Origin of the sequence: Leptolyngbya sp. PCC 6406, assembly GCF_000332095.2 — a bacterium.
Taxonomy (GTDB): Bacteria; Cyanobacteriota; Cyanobacteriia; order Phormidesmidales; family Phormidesmidaceae; genus PCC-6406.
Map to the genome: position 1 here is coordinate 4113884 of NZ_KI913949.1, position 18826 is coordinate 4132709.

General features: G+C 56.9%; 18 protein-coding genes. 8 read left to right on the forward strand and 10 right to left on the reverse strand.

Features of this window, described 5'->3' with window-relative positions:
• Positions 1 to 68: 68 nt before the first annotated feature.
• The 4 genes from LEP6406_RS0218190 to apcB all read right to left on the reverse strand — a co-directional run bounded on the left by LEP6406_RS0218190 (position 69) and on the right by apcB (position 4400).
• Positions 69 to 869 (reverse strand): hypothetical protein, encoded by an 801-nt coding sequence (locus LEP6406_RS0218190; protein ID WP_008317379.1) that lies wholly within the window; start codon positions 867 to 869, stop codon positions 69 to 71.
• A 60-nt stretch (positions 870 to 929) separates the two neighbouring features.
• Positions 930 to 2411 (reverse strand): alanine/glycine:cation symporter family protein, encoded by a 1482-nt coding sequence (locus tag LEP6406_RS28770; RefSeq protein ID WP_036028573.1) that lies wholly within the window; start codon positions 2409 to 2411, stop codon positions 930 to 932.
• Positions 2412 to 2433: 22 nt separating this feature from the next.
• Positions 2434 to 3762 (reverse strand): FGGY-family carbohydrate kinase, encoded by a 1329-nt coding sequence (locus LEP6406_RS0218200; protein ID WP_008317374.1) that lies wholly within the window; start codon positions 3760 to 3762, stop codon positions 2434 to 2436.
• A gap of 128 nt (positions 3763 to 3890) precedes the next feature.
• Entirely contained in the window at positions 3891 to 4400 is a 510-nt protein-coding gene (gene apcB, locus LEP6406_RS0218205) for an allophycocyanin subunit beta (protein WP_027269247.1), read from the reverse strand.
• Positions 4401 to 4963: 563 nt separating this feature from the next.
• Between apcB and glnA the strand changes: the two genes are divergently transcribed.
• Positions 4964 to 6382 (forward strand): type I glutamate--ammonia ligase, encoded by a 1419-nt coding sequence (gene glnA, locus LEP6406_RS0218210; RefSeq protein WP_008317371.1) that lies wholly within the window; start codon positions 4964 to 4966, stop codon positions 6380 to 6382.
• Positions 6383 to 6503: 121 nt separating this feature from the next.
• On the opposite strand, the gene LEP6406_RS33630 is transcribed toward glnA, so the two are convergent.
• Positions 6504 to 6668 (reverse strand): hypothetical protein, encoded by a 165-nt coding sequence (locus LEP6406_RS33630; RefSeq protein WP_008317370.1) that lies wholly within the window; start codon positions 6666 to 6668, stop codon positions 6504 to 6506.
• Positions 6669 to 6735: 67 nt separating this feature from the next.
• On the opposite strand from LEP6406_RS33630, the gene LEP6406_RS0218215 reads away from it, so the two are divergent.
• The 4 genes from LEP6406_RS0218215 (at position 6736) to LEP6406_RS0218230 (ending at position 10625) form a co-directional block, all read left to right on the forward strand.
• On the forward strand, positions 6736 to 7830 hold the full coding sequence (locus LEP6406_RS0218215; RefSeq protein WP_008317369.1) for a class I SAM-dependent methyltransferase: 1095 nt from the start codon (positions 6736 to 6738) through the stop codon (positions 7828 to 7830).
• Between the two features lie 314 nt (positions 7831 to 8144).
• The gene (locus LEP6406_RS0218220) at positions 8145 to 8753 is read left to right on the forward strand and encodes a class I SAM-dependent methyltransferase (protein WP_008317368.1); all 609 of its coding nucleotides are present in this window, start codon (positions 8145 to 8147) and stop codon (positions 8751 to 8753) included.
• 256 nt (positions 8754 to 9009) lie between these two features.
• Complete coding sequence (locus LEP6406_RS0218225) at positions 9010 to 9411, forward strand: ACT domain-containing protein (RefSeq protein ID WP_008317367.1); 402 nt, start codon at positions 9010 to 9012, stop codon at positions 9409 to 9411.
• Between the two features lie 314 nt (positions 9412 to 9725).
• Positions 9726 to 10625, forward strand: a complete 900-nt coding sequence (locus LEP6406_RS0218230) for an alpha/beta fold hydrolase (RefSeq protein ID WP_008317366.1) — start codon at positions 9726 to 9728, stop codon at positions 10623 to 10625.
• A 136-nt stretch (positions 10626 to 10761) separates the two neighbouring features.
• Here LEP6406_RS0218230 and LEP6406_RS0218235 read toward each other — a convergent pair whose 3' ends face one another.
• Together LEP6406_RS0218235 and LEP6406_RS0218240 are read right to left on the reverse strand one after the other, a co-directional pair.
• A complete protein-coding gene (locus tag LEP6406_RS0218235; protein ID WP_008317358.1) occupies positions 10762 to 11100 on the reverse strand; it encodes an NfeD family protein in 339 nt (112 codons plus the stop codon).
• Between the two features lie 195 nt (positions 11101 to 11295).
• The gene (locus tag LEP6406_RS0218240) at positions 11296 to 11487 is read right to left on the reverse strand and encodes an eL43 family ribosomal protein (protein WP_155834717.1); all 192 of its coding nucleotides are present in this window, start codon (positions 11485 to 11487) and stop codon (positions 11296 to 11298) included.
• A 174-nt stretch (positions 11488 to 11661) separates the two neighbouring features.
• Here LEP6406_RS0218240 and LEP6406_RS28775 point away from each other — a divergent pair, with 174 nt between their 5' ends.
• Together LEP6406_RS28775 and LEP6406_RS0218250 are read left to right on the forward strand one after the other, a co-directional pair.
• Positions 11662 to 12012 (forward strand): (2Fe-2S) ferredoxin domain-containing protein, encoded by a 351-nt coding sequence (locus LEP6406_RS28775; protein ID WP_008317354.1) that lies wholly within the window; start codon positions 11662 to 11664, stop codon positions 12010 to 12012.
• 115 nt (positions 12013 to 12127) lie between these two features.
• A complete protein-coding gene (locus tag LEP6406_RS0218250) occupies positions 12128 to 13498 on the forward strand; it encodes an IS4 family transposase (RefSeq protein ID WP_008317353.1) in 1371 nt (456 codons plus the stop codon).
• A 142-nt stretch (positions 13499 to 13640) separates the two neighbouring features.
• On the opposite strand, the gene purF is transcribed toward LEP6406_RS0218250, so the two are convergent.
• The 3 genes from purF to LEP6406_RS0218265 all read right to left on the reverse strand — a co-directional run bounded on the left by purF (position 13641) and on the right by LEP6406_RS0218265 (position 18429).
• Positions 13641 to 15140 carry an amidophosphoribosyltransferase gene (gene purF / locus LEP6406_RS0218255; RefSeq protein ID WP_008317350.1) on the reverse strand — a complete coding sequence of 500 codons (1500 nt, stop codon included), beginning with the start codon at positions 15138 to 15140 and terminating at the stop codon, positions 13641 to 13643.
• Positions 15141 to 15436: 296 nt separating this feature from the next.
• Positions 15437 to 17791: a phosphoribosylformylglycinamidine synthase subunit PurL gene (gene purL, locus LEP6406_RS0218260; RefSeq protein WP_008317348.1), complete on the reverse strand. Its 2355-nt coding sequence runs from the start codon at positions 17789 to 17791 to the stop codon at positions 15437 to 15439.
• Positions 17792 to 17868: 77 nt separating this feature from the next.
• On the reverse strand, positions 17869 to 18429 hold the full coding sequence (locus tag LEP6406_RS0218265; RefSeq protein ID WP_008317347.1) for a DUF3782 domain-containing protein: 561 nt from the start codon (positions 18427 to 18429) through the stop codon (positions 17869 to 17871).
• Positions 18430 to 18635: 206 nt separating this feature from the next.
• On the opposite strand from LEP6406_RS0218265, the gene LEP6406_RS28780 reads away from it, so the two are divergent.
• A complete protein-coding gene (locus tag LEP6406_RS28780) occupies positions 18636 to 18815 on the forward strand; it encodes a helix-turn-helix domain-containing protein (RefSeq protein WP_008317346.1) in 180 nt (59 codons plus the stop codon).
• The last annotated feature ends 11 nt before the right edge of the window (positions 18816 to 18826 follow it).

Sequence of the window (18826 nt, forward strand, 5' to 3'; positions counted from 1 at the left end):
GGGCGAAAGGCTTTTCGCCCTTGCTTTTCGCCCTTGCCAGAATTGCGCGCAATTAGCCAGACACCATCTCACCAGATCCGGGGCAGTCTGGCGGGGGAGAGGACATCCAGGAGCCAACTGAGGATGGGGAGGGCCACGTGGTCGGGTAGGACTTCGATGCGGAAGGTGAAGGGCAGCAGTAACCGCACCGCTTGGGAATCGGGAGCATTCGCGGTCATGGGCTTGATCCAGAGCAACATCCGGAGGGAATAGGTGCGTAGGGGCTCTTTCATCTCGGGAATTTTCTCTAGGTTCACCAGCATGGGCAGCGGCTCTAGGGCCGTACTATTGTCGGGGCGACGGAAAAGGACTTCGCTGGTAACCCGAGCGTTCACGCCTTGGCTGGGGTTGGCCACGGTATAGACCTGGGGCTGGAGCAGGTCTAGGTGCATTCCCGGCACATTGCGAATGACTCGATAGGCCAGTCCGCCGTGGACTGATAGGGAACTGCTGTCCCAGTCTAGAAAAACTTGCTGGTCTGGCAACCCATTGATGACGGTAATGCCCAGATTCTGCACAGGAGGGCGCAGGGGTTGTTTGCCTTGGGGGGAAACCTGAATCTGGACTGCGCCGATAGCTTCTTTTTTATCTGTGTTCTTAAAGAGGATCAGCTCTAGGTAGGGTGGGGCTTTGCCGGAGATAATTTGGGCCTGGATGTCGGGACGTCCTGATTGCTCTAGTTGGGAGGTGACTGCCTGTTGGAGGATATCCCCTTCTAGGATGATCTGGACCTGATCTTCCAGTTTGGCCTCGACGGAAAGGGCCATCTGATAGAGAACGTAGACGACGCAAATGAAGTAAATGGTGAGAATGAGAATGTCAGCGCCCATGGCAATTCAAAATCCAGGCGGGATCTCTGCAAGGATAGCGGTACAGGGGGAGGATGGAGGCTATTTGGGGTGAAATTGGATGCCGTGGACGGGCATTTTGCCGCTCTGGAGTCGTTGCCAGTAGTCTTTCAAATCGCGGCCTACTTGGTTGGACAGTAGCAGGCAACCGAACAGGTTCGGTAGCGCGATCGCAAATAGCATCATGTCGCTAAAGGCTAGGACGGCACTGGGCTGGGTGATAGAACCGACAAAGGTGGCCCCGATGTAGAGCAGCCGATAGGGTAGGGGTGAGCGGTCCCCCGTCAGATAGCGCCAGCACTGCTCGCCATAGTAGGCCCAGGAAACAATGGTGGAAAAGGCAAATAGACAGACCGCTGCGGTCAGCACTAGGGCAAACCCCGGCAGGGCACTGCCAAAGGCTAGGGCTACGATCTCAAAGCCCAGAGCGGTGTCTGGGGCGACTTGATAGGCTCCGGTGACAATGCAAACGAGGGCGGTGAGATTGCAGAGAATCACCGTATCGATGAAGGGTTCTAGGGCGGCCACCAACCCCTCCCGCACGGGTTCCTGGGTGCGGGTGGCGGCATGGGCAATCGCTGCTGTACCCACTCCGGCCCCATTGGAAAATAAACCGCGCCGAATGCCCTGCACCATGACTCCCAGAACGCCGCCCCCCACTGCTTGGGGATGCCATGCGGTGGTCCAAATAGTGTGCAGAGCATTGGGGACTTCGGTACTGTGGACGAGGATGACCCACAGTGCCGCTGCTGTGTAGAGCCCCGCCATACTGGGGACAATCGCCCCTGCTACGCTGCCAATGCGCTGAATGCCACCCAGGGTGACCAGTCCCACCAATGTCGCCAAGCCCAGGCCGTAGAGCCAACGGTAGTCTGCCAAACCAGGGAGAAGGTGTGCGATCGCAATATAGGCTTGGCTGGCTTGGAACATGTTGCCCCCGCCGATGCCCCCCAGGGCACAGAGTCCGGCGAAGGTCACCGCCAAGCCCTGACCAAGGGGCTTTAGCCCCAGGGTTTCCAGGCCATGGGACAGGTAGTACATCGGCCCACCCGCAACGGTACCATCGGCCCGTAGGATGCGGTATTTCTGAGCCAGGGTGCATTCCACAAATTTGCTGGACATGCCCAGCAGCCCCACCAGGGTCATCCACACTATCGCTCCAGGACCGCCCAGTTGCAATGCGATCGCAACCCCAGCAATATTCCCCAGACCCACGGTGGCAGAGAGGGCGGTGGCCACCGCCTGAAAATGGGTTACCTCCCCCGGTTCATCAGGGGTATCGTAGCGACCCAGAGCAACGTCAATCCCATGGCGAAATCCTCGCAGATTGATAAACCCCATCCGCAGCGTGAAGAAGGTCGCCCCCACCAACAGCCAAACCACAATCAGCGGCAAGCCACCAATAGTAAAGAACAGGGTCCGCTCCAGCACTATCACCGCCCCATTCAGAACCCCATCCATGGCCGCGATAGTTGCCGACCAGCCTTGGGCTATTGCGCTATCCCCACCACTCCAATCCTGCAACCGCCGCCCTCAATGTGCACTGCTAACCACTATAGGCAGATTGCAGCGGTCCTCCCGCCAGTCGAGCGGTGCCCACCGCCGCTTCCGTTTCCGGGGCACAGGCTACAGGCACCCCCAGATAATCCTGACGAATCTTCGCCCAAATCGCATTTTGTGCTCCGCCCCCCGCTGTCCAGACCCGTGTTAAGGGCGTCGCCCCGAGTTCCTGCAATTGGCGGTAACCCTGGGCTTCAATCCGGGCAATACCCTCCAACATTCCCTGAAGAAATAAGGCCGGGTCCGTCGGTCTAGGCTCCAGCCGGGGAGGATAGGACGGGTCGTTAATGGGAAAGCGTTCCCCCGGTTGTAGCAGGGGATAGTAGTCCAAGTTCAAAGCGCTTTGGCGAGGCAGAGTGCGACTCAACCGCTCAATCTCGTCCGAGGTAAAGAAGTGCTGCAACACTGCGCCCCCGGTATTTGAGGCTCCCCCCACCAGCCACAGATTCCCCAAGCGATGGCTGTAGATACCCCGGCGACGATCTGTCACCGGCGTCCGGCTCAGGAGCTTGAGCACCAGGGTAGAGCCCAAAGAGGTAACCGCCTCCCCCGGTTGCTGGGCTCCACTGGCCAGAAAGGCGGCAATGCTGTCCGTTGTCCCCGCCCGTACCCGACAGTGGGTAGGCAATCCATACTGAGCTGCTGCGATGGTCAGAGACCGGCCCAAAGGGGCCATCGCACTGATCGGACCCCAGTCCGTTCCCGGCGCGACCACCTGGGGAAACAGCCGCGCCTCGGGTAAGCGCTGCATCCAATCGGGATAGGCCAAGGCCACCACGTCATAGCCCAGCTTCAAGGCATTGTGGTAGTCACTCAGCCCCAGCCGTCCATGAAACTGGTAGGCCAGCCAGTCCGCCTGATGCAACAGATACCGCCCCCGCTGCCAGTCCTGCGCCGGAAGATACTCTCGCCACCACATCAACTTGGCCAGACTAGAGGTAGCACTGAGTACCAGACTCTCCGGGGGGGCAATGGTAGCCAGGATCGCCCCAACGCTCTGACCACGATCGTCGTTGTAGAGCAGGGGATCGGCGATGACCTCACCCGTGGCATCACACAGCAGTACTGTCCCTGAGGTGCCATTACAGGCGATTGCCACTGTCCCTTGGCGAATGGTCTCTGGAATTTCCGCTAAAAGCTGGTTCAGAGCCTGTCGCCACTGACCAACCCAGTCTGGTGCCTGAGTTCGGTCAGAAGTCCGGGCTGAATTCTGGCCAAAGGGCACCCGCACTTGGGCCGCGATCTGGCCCTGGGCATCCAGTGCGATCGCCCTCGCCCCCGAGGTACCAAAATCCAACCCCAGTGTGTAGATCATGCCCAAGACCCTAGCCACAAAAAATCGGGGTACTGAATTCAGCACCCCGATAACATCTACACCAATGATGACCAGTAAAGCGATCTCCGGGATTGGCTTTACATCAGCTCTAACAACTAGAACTACCCCTAAACGCTGACTTCACTCAGTTCCCGCAGGATGTAGTCAAAGGGCTCGCCTACAAAGCTAGCGTCCAGGATTCCAGCCGCTGCCACCTTCTCCTTGATCAGCTCTTTCATAATTTGAATGCCGACCACCGTGGGGGCAATGGGCACGCCCAAGGAGTTGTAGGTTTCTCTCAGACCCAGCAACACTCGTTCGTCAAGAACCGTGGCATCTCCCGCCACTAGGGCATAGCTGCCGTAGCGTAGGTAATAGTCCATATCTCGGAGACAGGCCGCGTAGCGTCGAGTCGTATAGGCATTACCGCCCGGTCGAATCAACTCCGGCAACTGTTCAAAAAGCTTCGATCCCGCTGCCTTCACCAATTCCGCCGCATTGGCGCTGATGAGGGCTGCTGCCTGTACGCGGGCCGCCCCCGTATCAAAATAGGACTTGAGCCGCTCGATTGCCGTCTGGTCTAGATATCGTCCAGTGGAATCGTAATTGCGAATTAAAGTCGTGACTGCGTCCCGCATGTGTTCCGCTTCTCCGCTTCTCCCAATCAGTCGAAAGCAGTTTATCACGGCGCTTCCTAGCCCTACTCGTCTTTCTGAGAAACGTGAAGCATACTGGGCTGTAATCGTTACAGTCCGAAATCTTCCGCAATACTTCCCCCGAACATCGAGGCCAAGGGATGGGTTCTAGGAGAGCAGGAATTGCCCCCCAGCGGTGCTTCCCTGGAGCGATTCCCCAGATTAAGGAGAGCGATGCGATCGCACTAGGCTGGTTGGAGACCATCACACTTCGGTCCCTGGGCTCCTCTTTCAAGCTCCATCCGCACCGTCTGAATTCAGGATATCCCACCAGGTTTTTGGTATTTCCTGATACAAAAGCAGCGAACCCCTATTCATAGGATAATTCAGACAATAAATTGCCTCAGGAGTTCTGAGTCATTGGAAGGCGTGCAATCTAGAGGGTTCCCGATGGCCATTTGTAGCAGCTAACTCACGACCCGTGAAGCAGCGATACAGGGCTTCGGAGCGAGAAGCCGTTCTAGGTTTTCCCCTCTGGACTTGGGAGACTGTATAAGGAGTATTTCATGGCGACTGCTGAAGACATCTTAAAGAGAATTCAGGATGAAGGAATTCAACTCGTCGATCTGAAGTTTATTGATCTGCCTGGTATCTGGCAGCATTTGACTCTCCACATCAGCCAGATTGATGCCAGTAGCTTTACCGATGGGGTTGCCTTTGACGGCTCCAGCATCCGAGGGTGGAAGGCCATTAACGAATCCGACATGATGATGGTGCCGGACCCTAACACCGCCTGGATCGATCCTTTCATGAAGGAACCGACCCTAAGCATGATTTGCACCATCAAAGAGCCCCGCACCGGCCAGCTCTACGAGCGTTGTCCTCGGGCCGTAGCCACCAAGGCCATTGACTACTTGCAGGCCAGCGGCATTGGCGACACCGCCTTCTTTGGTCCAGAGGCAGAATTCTTTATCTTCGACGATGTTCGCTTTGACCAAAACGAGCACTCCGCTTACTACTACGTGGACAGCGTTGAAGGGCGCTGGAACACTGGGCGTGTTGAAGAAGGTGGCAACCTAGCTTACAAACCCCGCTACAAAGAGGGCTATTTCCCCGTTGCCCCCACCGACACTTCTCAGGACATGCGCAGCGAAATGCTGCTGACAATGGCCTCCCTCGGAGTTCCCATTGAAAAGCACCACCATGAGGTGGCCACGGGGGGCCAGTGCGAACTCGGCATCCGTTTTGGGGAGCTGATCCAAGCCGCTGACTGGCTGATGATCTACAAGTACTGCATCAAGAATGTGGCTAAGAAGTGGGGTAAGACCGTCACCTTCATGCCCAAGCCTCTGTTTAATGACAATGGTTCGGGGATGCACACCCACCAGTCCATCTGGAAAGATGGACAACCTCTGATGGCAGGGGACAAGTACGCGGGTCTGAGCCAGACCGCCCTGTGGTACATCGGCGGCATTCTCAAGCACGCCCCTGCCCTACTGGCCTTCACCAATCCCACCACCAACTCCTACAAGCGCTTGGTACCCGGTTTTGAAGCGCCGGTGAACTTGGCCTACTCCCAGGGCAACCGCTCTGCCTCGGTGCGGATTCCCCTCTCTGGCGACAATCCCAAAGCGAAGCGTCTGGAGTTCCGCTGCCCCGATGCAACCTCTAACCCCTACTTGGCTTTTGCGGCGATGCTTTGCGCGGGTATCGATGGCATCAAGAACCAGATCGATCCGGGTGATCCCCTGGATGTGGACATCTACGACCTCAGCCCTGAGGAACTGGCGAAGATTCCTTCTACCCCTGGCTCTCTGTTGGATGCCCTGAAGGCGCTGGAGGAGGATCACGAATTCTTGGTCACAGGTGGCGTGTTTACCGAAGATTTCATCCAAAACTGGATTGAGTACAAGCTGGACAACGAGGTTAACCCCATGCGCCTACGGCCCCACCCCTACGAGCTAGCCCTGTATTACGACTGCTAGGGCAACCGCTTGGGTTAAGCAAGATAGCCATCCTCCCTCTGTGAACCTGTGGATCAGCCGCCTTCGGGCGGCTTTTTTTGCCGTTTTTTGCCGCTAGTACCGCAGGGCGTAAATCAGTCCACTATTGTCGCACCAGCCCAACTTTCTCCGGTCCCCTCTCCCCCTGGGAAAGGGCTAGGGGGAGGGGCCGAGTGTGCCACGATGGAACGGCCAGGGTATTTCCGCCGCCCAGTACTAGTCTTTTCTGGGCTGCGATCGCGGATTTGCGATCGCGCCCCTGCTGCATGACCCCCTAATTTTCGTTACAATTCATCACAACGACCCCACCTCATTAATTCACAGCACCCTTGATCATGGCGGATACGTTAACCAAACTGGCCTATCAAACCTTTCAGGACGGCAAAAACTACTTTGGGTTAGGGCACAAGGCTCTGGCAACCCAGCTCCGTCTGTGGTTCAAGCCAGAGTTAAAGGTCAAGATTGAGGGCATCACCCCCGAACTTCTGGCGGAGATGACCCGACGGCGGGACGAACTCCTCCAACGCGACTGGCAGGATGCAGAGGATGGCATCTATCCCGAATCCCTACTTTTCGATAACCCCTGGGAAGATTTTCTGCGCTATTACCCGGCCCTATGGCTAGACATGCCCAAGATTTGGGAGCGGGTGGAGCACAAGCAGTACCAGTCCTTTGATGACGACATCGATACCCGTCACTTTCCCCAGTACTACCTCCAGAATTTCCACTACCAAACCGATGGCTACCTGAGTGACGACTCCGCCAACCTGTACGACCTCCAGGTAGAACTGCTCTTTAACGGCACAGCGGATGCCATGCGGCGACGGGTGCTGGCCCCCCTCAAGTCCGGGCTGCAAGCGGTGAAAACCGCTAAGGCGGGCAGTCAGAGCGATGTGATGGAGGTGACCAACGCCCACCAGATCAAGGTGCTGGATGTGGCCTGCGGCACCGGGCGCACCCTGAAGCTGCTGCGAGACACCTTCCCAGCAGCCTCTCTGTACGGGGTAGACCTGTCTCCGGCCTACCTCCGTAAGGCAAACCAACTCCTGAGCCAAGGGAGACAAACCCTGCCACAACTGATGCAGGGTCAAGGGGAGTCCTTGCCCTACCGGGACAACTATTTTGATGGCCTCACCTGTGTTTTCCTATTCCATGAGTTGCCGGGGCCAATCCGCCAACAAGTGATTGAGGAATGCTTCCGGGTGACAAAGCCGGGGGGACTCCTGGTGATCTGCGACTCGATCCAGCAGATCGATACCCCGGAACTTGAAGCGGTGATGGCTAGCTTCCCTGCAATTTTCCATGAGCCCTACTACCGGGACTATACCCAGGATGATCTGACGCAGCGTCTAGCGTCAGTGGGCTTTGAAGACATTACTACAGCAGTCCATTTCGTGAGCAAGTACTGGGTCGCCCATAAACCAACCTGATTGTTTGCGCCTTCGTGAATGCCAATTTAATGACACTTCGGCGAACAAGGGGCTTAAGCCCCTTGCCTGTCCTTAACCCGAGGGAGAACCGCTATCTCAACAGCGCCCAGACCCGGAGTAAATGATTGCAGATTGTTCCGTGGACTTTCTCCTAGCGGAAATTTGGCGCGAGCGCGGCTCAACCCCCACCACGAAGGTCTTCAGAAATTAAATGGGATCGCTATATAAGAAGATTGTTGAGTACACGGCTGACTGTTAGCGACATTCGACCCTAATCGCACCTAGAACAGATACAAGATTTGGGCTGATGAAGTATGGGCAACGTGCCAGGGACTAAAGGTTATGAAAAGGTTGCAGACAAATTTATTGAAGCTAGCCAAGCGCTGAACTTCAGCGAAGTAAACAGGAACTTCCTCAAGTTCATACTGTCCGTCGCGAGTTTCATACTGGATGCCGGAGCGGGGGTTGGTCAGAATGCGGCAGCGCTGGCGAGGCTCGGCCATTCGGTTGTTGCTATCGAACCGATGTCAGTATTCCTAGATGCAGCCCGCTCAACTTACCGAGGCATTGGGGTGACTTGGGTCGAGGATAGCTTACCGTTGTTAAAGAAACTTGGTGATAGACCTAAGCAATTCAGTTTCATCCTAGTTGATGGAGTGTGGCACCACCTTGAAAAGGATGAACGGGTTCAGGCTATGGCGCGATTTGCAACACTACTTTTGGACGATGGGGGAACTTGCGCAATATCGCTACGCCACGGACCGGCAGGCGCAGGAACGCACGTGTTCCCCACAGATGGTAGGAAGACGGCGGCACTGGCCAAACAATGCGGACTGGAAGTTGTGTTGCTTCTGGAGAATCAACCAAGCATCATGAAAAATAAAATTCGTGTCACATGGACACGAATAGTTGCTAGGAAGTGAAGAGGCTGACAGCTTGGGAGCAGGTGGTGACGAACATATCGGATAACAACCGCGCTGCCCTGGAACGAGCAACTTATGGTCGGCTGAGTGGTAAAGGTTATCTACCTCCAGTGAGCGCGAATGTTAGACGGGCGACTCGAAGTCATTCAGAGAAGTTGGAAAGGGCTCCAAATTCCTTTCCCTGTTCCTTTCCCTGTCAGTGTTCAGGCAGATGTCCACATGGGAATGTTCGACCTTTATCCAACGTTGAAAAAGTATGAGCGGTGAACTAAATCTTCCGACACTTCTAAAACACATGCAGCCAGTGCGACATGGTGAGTACGCCTTTTGCGTTCTTGACGAGGATACCTACAAGGCACTGCCTATGAGACCTCTTTGCACATTTCAGGAGCAGGAAGGTTTAACGGTTATTTTGGAGCAGGAAATTGCTGACCAGCTCAGCCTTCCGTACACCTACGTTGGCACGCTGATTACCTTAAATGTTCATTCCAGCTTAGATGCTGTCGGGTTTCTGGCGCGGATTACGAGCAAGCTTGCGAAGGCTGGGATCAGCCTCAACGCCTTCTCGCCGGTCTATCACGATCATATATTTGTTCGACCGCTAGAAGTTGAGCGTGCAATGCGTTTGTTGAGGGAGTTGAGTAAGGAAGTGCCATAGGGTTTAACGTTATGCAGCTTAGGAATCTGCGGTCAAATAACGTACCGCTCAACCCGTTTTTTTTCCCGAGGGACAGCTCGATCTACGGGGACTTTAGTTTCACGCCAGTCCCTTAGTCCTCGGGAACGACAAAGCCGGAAGCGCATCTGTTCGCAGTCTGGGTAGAAAGTTATCCTAAAGCCTAAGTGCTGGAAGTGCTGGAACAATGACTTCTCAAGGCAAGGGTTCCAGCTATATGCGGTGAATTGGGCGGAGCCCTGGCCTAAGCTGCATACTAGATAGGCCGATAGGTTAGACGGATCGCCGAAATCTCTATGTATATTGCTCCTGGGTTTGAAATGCGATCGCAGGTAACCGCCCTAGGGACTATCGCCTATGGGGCTCCCCAGCCAGAACTTTGGCCCCTAAGGGAAGGGGAAGCAACAACACTGGTGTTTCTCCACGGGTTTGGGGCGGGGTCCTCTGCCTATGAGTGGTCCTTGGTGTACCCCGCCTTTGCCGCAGACTACCGAGTGATTGCTCCAGATTTACCGGGCTGGGGACAATCGGATCACCCCGTGAGGGATTACCAAGCGGCGGACTACGAAGATGCGATCGCGGAATTTCTAGAAAAAGTCTGCCCCGAACCAGCCCTAGTGGTGGCCTCCTCCCTAACCGCCGCCCTGATGGTGCGAGTTGCCATTGCCCATCCCGAATTAGTGCGTGGGTTAGTGCTCGTTACCCCTTCAGGTCTAGCGGACTTTGGCGAAGTCCTTGGCCCCACTTGGTTAGCCCCAATTCTGCGACTCCCCCTAGTGGATCGACTGCTGTACTGGAGTGCGATCGCCACCCGCGAGGGAGTGGCTCAATTTTTGCAAGCCCGCCAATTTGCCAATCCCCAGCGCCTAACCCCAGAGATGGTGTCAGCCTACCTAGCCTCCGCCCAGCAACCCAATGCCGAATATGCAGCCCTATCCTTCGTGCGGGGCGATCTCAGTTTTGATCTAGCAGAGATTCTGCCCCAGTTAACCGTACCCACGGCAGTACTCTGGGGAGAGGCGGCCCAATTTACCCCCGTCGCCCTCGGAGAGCGCTTGATGGCCCTGAATACCACGGCCATCAAGCGCTTTCAGATCCTGCCGGGGGTGGGGCTCACGCCTCAGTTAGAGCAGCCCGAAACCACCATTGCCCAGATTCGCCTGAGCCTCCAAGCTTTAGCCTTGACCCCTGTCTAGGCTAAAGCTTGGAGTATTCCAGCTAAACAATCATTACCTTGGGTCGATACCTTGGGTCGATAACCTCTGCTGCCCTAGGGGTTGCGCCCCTGGATGGTCGAGGAAAATCCAGGACAAGTATTTAGCTGGAACACGCTTAAGCCGGTTGCAGGCTGTCCATAGGCTCCACCACCAGAACGGTGCTGTAGCGCCGCCCTACCACCCGCACCGAAGTGCCAATAGGTAGGGGGACCGCCGGTAACCCCATCTGAGTCAGCTTGGTCGCGTCATAACAGGCGCGCCAGCGAGATCCCTGGAATTTCACATGACCGAGTTTTCCCAGGGGAATCGGATCATCCACAATGGCGACCAGGACTCTGTCTTGCAGAGAAGTATCGGGCCAATGACTAGGGACAAAGGCCAAGGTGTTTTCCAGAAGATGGCCGGTATCTTGATTTACGGGATCCCTGGGGAATAGGACTTTGAGTAGATTCATGGGGCGTATCCTCCCTCAAATTGCAACTTGCGCGATCGCGGTGAGCCCGTAGCCCACCCCTGCCGAACGTGATGCTCCCTAATGGATCCTCAGGGGAAATGGGTAAAGAATTATGCGTCTAGTAACCCTGATGGGGGGCAACCTATAGGGGATAGACGCGGGTGAAGCGGCTTCAGTTGCCTCTGGCGCGGTTCCCTAGAGAAACAACGCCAGGGTCAGGAGAAATCCCAGCCCCCCGATGAAGGCTGCACCTCCGGTTGCGGTTTGATCCTGGGCGGTTCTAGCGCCTTGAGGTTGGAGGTCGCGGCTAAAGTCGCAGTGGAGGCACTGGTAGAGCCCATCCTGGACACTGACCACGGCATGTTTGCCGCAGTTCGGGCATTCCATAAACGGGGTGGAAGGCAGTAGGGGAGTTTGCATGGCAGACTAGGGGTAGATGGCAGTCCAGCCGAGTCGCTGGTTCTATCCCTACTTTGGCCAAAGCCATCCGATGACACTAGGGGAGAAAGCTCAGAAAAACTCAGGCCCCCTCAGGAATTTTTCAGGAAGTCTTTCATCCCCATGCCCTCCCCGTCTCAGCGCCACCTTGTCACCGTTTGCCAGCATCGTTCCTGTCAGCGCAATGGGTCGGAGGCAGTGCTAGCAGAATTTCAAAAACACGGAGCCCCCAACCTGATGGTGAGTGGGAGTGAGTGCCAGGGCCAATGTGGCTGTGGGCCAACGGTGCGGGTGATGTCTGACAACACCTGGTATTGCCAGGTCAAGCCGGCGGATGTCAGCACGATTGTGGAAGAGCATTTGCAGGGGGGCAAGCCGGTGGAGCGGTTGCTCCACCCCCGCCTCCATCCCCGCAAGGACGCCTATGAGAGCTTAGCAGCCTACTACGCCAGCTTGGCTCCAGAGGAGTCCTGATACACTTCGGCGAACAAGGGGCTTAAGCCGAATGGCACTGACATAAGAGAGCAAAAAAGGCTTCAAGCGCTTGATCTGTAAGAATCAAAGCGTCGAAGCCTATAACGATGCCCCTATGATGTCAAATCGTGCGGAAATCCTCAAAGAGAACTATCAGAACAGTATCGGTCTGCCCTTTGCCGAAGTGCTCTCGGAAGCAGCGATTGAGGCGGTGCTGGAGGAGCAAGGCGTCACTTATCGCCGCGTCCTCTATACGCCGATGGTCGTGCTGTGGAGTTGGCTCTCCCAAGTGCTGGACCCGGATAGCAGTCTCAGCCATGCGGTCAAGCGAGTGGTGACCTGGATGCACCTAGCGGGAGCGGTGCCCCCGTCGGCGGATACCGGGGGCTATAGTAAAGCGCGTCAACGGCTGCCCGAGTGCATTTTTCCGCCTCTCTTGCAGCGGGTCGCGAGGGCTTTACAACAGCAAGTGTCTCCCGCGCAGCGGTGGTGTGGTCGCGTCGTGAAAGCGTTTGACGCGACGACGGTCTTGATGAGTGATACCGAGGCGAATCAACAGACTTATCCGCAGCACCGCAATCAAACCGGCGAGTGTGGCTTTCCCATTCTCCGGCTGCAAGTGTGGTTTTGTGTGACCACCGGCGCGGTCCTGGAGGTGGCGATAGCCCCCTTTCAGGTGAGTGAATGGCGCTTAGCCCGCCAACTCTATCAGAAGCTGCGCCGGGAGGATGTCGTCGTGGCCGATTCGGCCTATGGCACCTATGTGGATCTCGCTGGGGTCGCATTGAAGGGAGCCGATGCCGTCTTTCGCAAGCATCATCAACGCCGTTGTGATTTCCGGCGCGGCAAAAAGTTGGGCCGGGGAGACCACATTGTCCGTTGGCAGCGTCCGAAACGATGCCCCAAGTCCCTTTCTCCGGATGAGTTTGAGGCTTTGCCCGAGGCGCTGGAGGTGCGGGAAGTTGCTCTCTCGATTCAGGTGCCTGGGTTTCGCCCGACCAACTTTGTGGTGGTGACCACGCTGATGGACTCCAAACGGTATCCCATAGCCCAGTTAGCCGAACTGTATCAGCTCCGCTGGCAGGCCGCCGAAGTCAATCTCAGACATCTCAAAACCACCTTAGGCATGGAGATGATTGCCGCCAAAACCCCGGCGATGGTGACTAAGAGTATTTGGGTGCATCTGTTGGCCTACAATCTGCTGCGGACTTTGATGGGGGACGCTGCGGCCAACTCCCCAGTCGAGCCATTACGGCTCTCCCTACAGGGTACGCGGCAACAATTCAACCATTTTCGACCCGAGTTCCGGCATCTCGCACCGACTCAACGACGGCGAGGCTACCAAGCCTTATTAAGCGCTGTGCAAAGGTTGATTATTCCCTTGCGACCGAACCGTTCAGAACCGCGAGTCGTGAAGCGCCGCCCAAAACCGTTTCCCAAAATGCAGGAACCGCGCTCGGTCCTGAAAGCTAGATTGGTAGCTTGATCCAACTTATGTCAGTGCCATTCGGCTTAAGCCCCTTGTCTGTACTGAGGGATCTGCGGGTTAATAATGTACCCAGTGGCCAGGTTTTCTCCCGAAGAGAAAAAGCCAGCCACCCCACCCATCTATTCCACAGCTATGGGCCTCAAACAGCGGCGGGGGTGATCTCAAATTTGAGCTTGGCTCGCTTGAAGGGTTCGGGTATCTCGACCGGATAGTTGCCTGTGAAGCAGGCAGAGCAGAAGCTTTCCGGGTCTTGGTGGGTGGATGCCAACATGCCTTCCCAACTCAGATAGGCGAGGGAGTCTACGCCGAGCTGGGCTTCAATTTCTGCAACGGACAGGTTGGCGGCGATCAGTTGATCCTGATTGTCGGTGTCGATGCCAAAAAAGCAGGGGTGAGTGACCGGGGGGGAGGAGATCCGCATGTGAACCGCGATCGCACCGGCATCCCGCAACGCCCGCACAATTTTGCGGCTGGTGGTGCCCCGGACAATGGAGTCATCCACAATCACGATACTCTTACCGTGGAGCACATCCTTGAGGGGGTTGAGCTTCATGCGAATGCCCGCCTCCCGCATGGATTGAGTAGGCTGGATAAAGGTGCGGCCTACGTATCGATTCTTGATCAGCCCTTCGGCGTAGGGAAGCCGCGCCTCTTGGGCAAAGCCAATGGCAGCGGGGACGCCGGAGTCAGGCACCGCCATCACCAGTTCCACATCAGCAGGAGCTTCCCGCGCCAATTGTTGTCCCAGGCGCAGACGGTAGCTGTAAAGGGTTTCCTCATTCACCACGCTGTCGGGGCGGGAGAAGTAGATCATCTCAAAGACGCATAGCTTGCGTTCCGCCCGGTTGTCCCACTGGACAGAGGTCAAGCCCGCCTCCGTAATCCACACCAGTTCTCCCGGCTGCACATCCCGCAAATAGTGGGCTCCAATAATATCTAGGGCGCAGGTTTCCGAGGCGAGGACATAGTGGGCAGGGCCATCGCAGGTGTCTGGTTCGGGACCGAGTACCCCCAGCACAAGGGGACGAATGCCGTGGGGGTCGCGGGCTCCAATGAGCCCTGTAGGAGTGCCAATCACCAGGCTAAAGGCTCCCTCACAGCGCTTGAAGGCCGCGATCGCACCATCAATCCAGCCCCGGCCCCCATCCACGGCCTCCGCCATTGCCAGGGCAATCAGTTCCGTATCCGCTGTGGAAAGGAGCTGATGCCCCGCCTCCAGCAATTCCCCCCGCAAATCCCCAGCATTAACGATGTTGCCATTGTGGGCCAAGGCCAATTGACCCAGGCGCGTATTCGCCACCGAGGGTTGAGCATTTTCCAAATGGCTGGAACCAGTGGTGGAATACCGGGTATGGCCCACTGCAAACTGACCCACCAGTCCCTTGAGAAGAGCTTCGTCGAAGACCTGGGATACCAACCCCATATGTTTGTGGAGATGCACCGCACCTTGGTCAAAGGTGGCAATGCCCGCCGACTCTTGGCCTCGATGCTGAAGGGCATAAAGACCAAAGTAGGTCAGGGTAGCTACATCCTGCCCAGGGGCATAAATGCCAAAGACCCCACAGGCTTCCTCCGGCTTATCAGGGCGGGCGGGGGGCTCAGGGGAAACAGGTAGCAAAACGGGCGGTCGCGAAGTCATCTTGGGCGCAAGCTCCAGAAAATGCAGTTCAAAGCCACGGTATAAAAATATCCACGGGAGAAACACCCAGGATGTTCCCATCCACCCAGAGGGTGGGAGCTGGGGGCTAACAAAGATTGCCTCAACGGGTTCAGACCCTGCCAACGCAGTCCCATAACCCTCAGCCTTAACGCTGAGTATTGAATGAGTATTGAAGCTTCAGCATCGAAGCGTTTAAGGAAAGATTAACTCCTTCGATCCTAACATTCCCAGTTGCAGCCCCAGTTACGGTCCCAGTTACGGCCCCAGGGATGGAGTTAGTCCTGAAGACGGCGCGGAATGGCGTTCTGCCATTGGACGGCTAGGGTGGGAACATCCACCTTCAGTACAATTTCTCCCGTGGTGGTGGTCAGGGTCAGACCCGCCGCCGCCGAGACGACGGTGCCTAACCGCTGCCACGGTAACCCTAGGTGCTCCTGTAACCAGGTTTCCCAAAGTGCGATCGCATCTGGAGCCACAGACACCACAATCCGGGCTCCCCCCTCCCCAAACAACAGCCGATCCCAGCGCATACCCGAATCAGCGGAGAGAGCAAGGACAATTTCAGCCCCCAAATTGCCACTGATACAGCTTTCCGCCAAAGCCACCGCCAGCCCGCCTTCAGCGCTATCGTGAGCCGAACGAATCCAGCCCTGGTGAATACCGTAGCGACAAGCCGCCTGGACCACCAATTCCAACGCCGTATCCACCCGAGGGGGACGCCCTGCCACGGTATCGTGAACCACCGCCAGATATTCAGAGGCCCCCAGGGTTAGGCGGTCCTCCTGCTCTGAAGCCGATTCCAGCCCCAGTCCCAGCAGATAAATAGCATCCCCCGACCGTTGCCAGCCCTGGCCACAAACCTGAGTCACATCCTCCACCAGACCCACCATGCCCACCACCGGCGTGGGGTAAATGGGGGTCGGGTTGCCCTCGTTGTCCAAGGTTTCGTTATAGAGGGAGACGTTCCCCCCAGTGACTGGCGTACTAAAGGCTTCACAGCCCGCCGATAATCCGCGACAGGCTTCCGCCAGTTGCCAGTAGCCAATAGGCTTTTCGGGACTACCAAAGTTCAAATTATCCGTCACCGCCAGAGGTTCAGCCCCCACACAACTCAGGTTCCGCGCCGCCTCTGCCACCGCCGCCTTGGCCCCCTCATAGGGATCCAGATACACATAGCGGCCATTACAGTCCACCGTCGCCGCCACCCCCCGCCGGGTTTGGGCCAATTCAGCAGCCTGGGCTCCCGCCTGGGGGCGCAGGCGTACTACGGCAGCATCGGCTCCTCCCGGCATCAGCACCGTATTGTTCTGCACTTGATGGTCATACTGACGATAGACCCACTGCTTCGAGGCGATGGTGGGGCTATCCAGCAGCGTCAATAAGACCTGATCCCAAGACTGTTTTCCGGTCGAGAGCTGGATACCCGCCACACCACAGTTAGGCAGCTTTGCCTCAGACCACTGGCGGGCCTGCTGCACGTAGGCAGGCAGCTCGGCCATTAGTTCACGGTGGTAGAGGGGAGTGTCGTCCGCCAGGGCCGTCGCGGGAATCTCCGCAGCAATCTCTCCCTGGAAGCGAATCCGTACAATGGGCTCCGCAATGACCTCCCCTGCCACCACCGCCTGGAGTCCCCATTTTGTGAAAATATCGATCAGCTCCTGTTCTCGCCCCTTCTGGGCCACAAACAGCATTCGTTCCTGGGATTCCGACAGGAGGTATTCGTAGGGCACCATCCCCGTTTCCCGCACCGGGATCAAGTCCAAATCTACATCGACGCCGACCCCCCCCTTCGCCGCCATCTCCGAGGTAGAACAGGTGATGCCCGCTGCCCCCATGTCCTGGGCGGCAACTACGGCTCCGGTATTAAAGGCTTCGAGACAGGCTTCCACTAGGGCTTTTTCTAAAAAGGGATCCCCCACTTGGACCGCTGGGCGATCGTCCATAGACTCGTCACTCAATTCCGCGCTGGCAAAGCTGGCTCCCCCCATGCCATCTCGCCCGGTGGTGGAACCCACGTACAGCACAGGATTACCGATGCCCGCTGCCCCGGATTTGACAATGTCGGGGGTTTCCATCAGGCCCAGGGCCATGGCGTTGACGAGGGGATTACCGGAATAAGCGCGATCGAAGGCCACTTCTCCCCCCACGGTGGGCACCCCAAAACAGTTGCCGTAGTGGGCAATACCAGATACGACTCCGGTGAAAATGCGGCGGGTACGGGGGTCGGCCAGATCCCCAAACCGCAGGGCATTCAGCACGGCGATGGGACGGGCTCCCATGGTGAAGATATCCCGCAGAATGCCCCCTACCCCCGTCGCCGCCCCCTGGAAGGGCTCCACAGCGGAGGGATGGTTGTGGGATTCAATCTTGAAGGCAAGGCGCAGTCCATCCCCTAGATCCACCACCCCGGCGTTTTCCCCTGGACCTACCAGAATGCGATCGCCGGTCGTGGGGAATTGCTTCAGCAGGGGGCGGGAGTTTTTGTAGCAGCAGTGCTCAGACCACATCACCCCAAACATGCCCAGCTCGGCCCGGTTGGGATGACGGCCTAGCCGTTGCACAATCTCTGCGTACTCGTCGGGGGTAATCCCCTCGGCAGCAATCTCTGCGGGGGAAAAGGGCACGGCCATGCAAAATCTCTCCAGAAAACCTCTGGATCTTACCCTGTTTACTTGGTGTCTAGGGGGCGGCTAGGACCATCCCAGCCCTACCAGCGCCGGGGTTGAAAAGTTTCATCATTCACCACCACCACCGTTTCCCCGGACTGGGCCAGCACAAACAGTCCCCGCCGGTAGGCGTAGCGGGCCACCGCATCAGGGACCACCATGCCCGCTACGGCCCCCATGGCCTCCACATCGCTGTAGCGGGGCATCAAGCGCTTGAACTTGGCCAGTCGCTCTAGATGGTCATCCACATCCCCTTGGGAAAGCTTGCTTTTGACTTCCACCAATATGGCTTCTGTGGTGTTGACCACCAGTAAGTCCACCTCGAACCCTTCACCGTCGCGATGGATCGAAATCTCTGGCAGCATTTCATGGACTTCAATGCCGCGCTCTTGGAACAGCCGCACCACTGCCGGTCGCACCTGCCATTCCACAAACTCTCCCAGGCGGTTACCCAGTTTACCGAGTTCCTGTTGCAGTTGCTTCATGCGGCGATCGGTCTCTTTCATTTGAAGAGCGGTTTCCTGTTGGGAAATCGCCACTTCATTCAAGGTGCGCCAAATATCCTCGGCAACGGTGCGCCAAGTGTCATCAGTTGTTGTCATGGTAAGCCGTCCAATTCTGATGAAGAGGTCACCGTTACCTGTGATCACTATCACCCTGGGGGGTGATGAAGATCCTGGGCTCTAGTCCGTGACTTCGACATACTAATCATGACTCAACTCTAGCCGAGTCATCTACAGGGAACACACACCGACCGACAGGCACACGGGAGTCCTGTCGGTTTTTTATTTTTGCCTATTTCCAGAGGGTGGCAGAGCCCCAGTGGACGGAAGCCTTTAGCTGCCATGTCAACACCGTGGATAACCTCCGTCAACGCTGGGTCGAGCAGGGCCTAGAGATGGCCTTGGAACGCAAAACGCGCCCGTCACACCCCGGCCAACAGGTCTGTGACGGAGAGGCAGAAGCCAAGCTGATTGCGCTGCGTTAAAGTCTGTTGAC